Here is a 2365-nt window from a genome sequence, read left to right on the forward strand (position 1 = left end):
TTCGGCGCCCTGCAGACCGGCATGATCCAGGGCCAGGAAAACCCCATGTTCTACATCGAGTCGAACAAGCTTTATGAGGTGTCCGCGGTGATCACCGACATCGGCCACAACATCTTCACCACCGCCGTCATGGCCAACAAGGACTTCTACGACGGCCTGTCCGATGCCGACCAGGCGCTGGTCCAACAAGCCATCGCCGAGGCCACCGACTACATCCTCGACTACCAGCAGGGGCTGGAGGCCGAGTCCATGGCCAAGATCCAGGCCGCCAAGCCCGAGGTCCGGTTCGTGTCCCTGCCCGAGGACCAGCGGGTGGCGTTTCGCGAGGCGTCCGCCGCGGTCAAGGCCAAGTTCGTGGAGATGACCGGCGACAGCGGCCAGGCCATCCTGGCGCAGATGGAAGCGGATCTGCAGGACGCCAAGGGCAAGTAAGCCCGGGCGGGCGGTGCGGACGGCCGCACCGCCCAGTGTGTGAATTCACAAGGAGCGGCTGATGACAACCTCGTCTTCCGGCCCCGTCGCCGGCGCCTACCGCCGGGTGATCGGCATCGTCAACAAGTTGGAAGGGGCCATCCTGATCATCAGCGTGCTGCTGATGGCCGGCAACAACATCGCGAACGTCGTCGGGCGCGTGGTGTTCAACCAGAGCCTGTTCTTCGCCGAGGAGCTCAACAGCATCCTCATCATCCTGGTGACCTTCGCCGGCACCAGTTTCGCGGCCCGGCACGGCAGCCATATCCGCATGACCGCCATTTTCGACGCCCTGCCCCGGCGCTACCAGAAGGGCCTGATCGTGCTGATCACCTTTGCCACCTCGGCCTGCATTTTTACCATCTGCTACTTCTCGGTGACCTACATCCTGTGGGTGGCGCCGCGCGGCCAGATCCTGCCGGCCCTGCAGATCCCGGTGTACCTGACCTACCTGTGGGCCCCGGTCAGCCTGTTCATCACCGGGCTGGAATACTTCGTGACCGGCATCAAGAACCTGTACCACCGGCCCGTCTACCTGTCGACCGAGGTTACCAACGATGAATACGAAAACGTGGCGGAACTCTAGGGGTAACCAAACATGGATATGACTTCGCTGATGCTGTTGTCGATGGTGGTGCTGCTGTTGCTCGGCTTTCCGATGATGGTGCCGATGATGGTGGCCACCCTGATCGGCTTTTACATCCAGTTCGACGGCTTCGACAACTCCCGCTTCATGATCCAGCAGATGTTCGCCGGCATCCGGCCGGCCTCGCTGATCGCGGTGCCGATGTTTATCCTGGCCGCCGACATCATGACCAAGGGCCGCTCGGCCACCAAGCTTATCGACATGGTGATGGCCTATATCGGCCACTACAAGGGTGGCCTGGCGGTGAGTACCGCCACCGCCTGCACCATGTTCGGCGCGGTGTCGGGCTCGACCCAGGCCACGGTGGTGGCGGTGGGCTCGCCGCTGCACCCCAAGCTGGTCCAGAACGGCTACAAGGACTCCTTCTCCCTGTCGCTGATCATCAGCGCCAGCGGCATCGCCCTGCTGATCCCGCCGAGCATCGGCATGATCATCTACGGCGGCATCGCCCAGACCTCGATCTCCGAGCTGTTTATCGCCGGCATCGTGCCCGGGCTGCTGATCCTGGTGCTGTTCTCCATCTATTCGGTGTTCTTTGCCATCAAGGAAGAAGTGCCGACCGTGCCCAAGGCCAGCCTGGCCGAACGGCTCAAGGCGACCCGTGACGCCATCTGGCCGCTGGGCTTTCCGCTCATCATCGTGTTCGGCATCTACGGCGGCATCTTCAGCCCGACCGAGGCGGCGTCGGTGTGCGTGCTTTATGCGCTGCTGCTGGAGGTGGTGGTGTTCCGCGAGCTGAAGGTGAAGGACGTGCTGGACATCGCCAAATCCACCGGGCTTATCACCGCCGTGGTGTTCATCCTGGTGGCGGCGGGGGCGGCGTTTTCCTGGGTGATCTCGTTTGCCCAGATCCCCCAGGCAATCATGGCCGGTCTGGGGCTGAACGAAACCAACGAGCTGGGACTGCTGCTGGCGATTTCCATCGCCTTCTTCGTCGGCTGCATGTTCGTGGACTCGATAGTGGTGATCCTGATCATGGTGCCGATCTTCCTGCCGGAGATAGAGCGGCTGGAGCTGGACAAGGTGCTGGTGGGGGTGATCATCACGCTGCAGGTGGCGATTGGGGCGGTGACGCCGCCGTTTGGGTGCAACATCTTCACGGCGGTGGCGGTGTTCCGCCGGCGCTACGTGGACGTGGTGCGGGGCTCCCTGCCGTTCGTGCTGCTGCTGGTACTGGTGTCGGGGCTGCTGATCCTGTTTCCGCAAATTGCCCTGTTCCTGCGGGACCTGGCCTTCGGCAAGTAAGCC

General features: G+C 62.8%; 3 protein-coding genes. All 3 read left to right on the forward strand.

Annotated elements, in window-relative coordinates; genetic code table 11:
- The coding region (gene dctP / locus C7I36_RS16810; protein WP_181256428.1) for a TRAP transporter substrate-binding protein DctP at positions 1-432 on the forward strand (432 nt) is incomplete at its 5' end.
- Positions 433-493: 61 nt separating this feature from the next.
- Positions 494-1057, forward strand: a complete 564-nt coding sequence (locus C7I36_RS16815; RefSeq protein ID WP_106454828.1) for a TRAP transporter small permease — start codon at positions 494-496, stop codon at positions 1055-1057.
- Positions 1058-1069: 12 nt separating this feature from the next.
- Positions 1070-2362 (forward strand): TRAP transporter large permease, encoded by a 1293-nt coding sequence (locus C7I36_RS16820; protein ID WP_245880155.1) that lies wholly within the window; start codon positions 1070-1072, stop codon positions 2360-2362.
- Positions 2363-2365 lie beyond the last annotated feature (3 nt).

Source organism: Zobellella taiwanensis (genome assembly GCF_003012795.1).
GTDB lineage: Bacteria > Pseudomonadota > Gammaproteobacteria > Enterobacterales > Aeromonadaceae > Oceanimonas > Oceanimonas taiwanensis.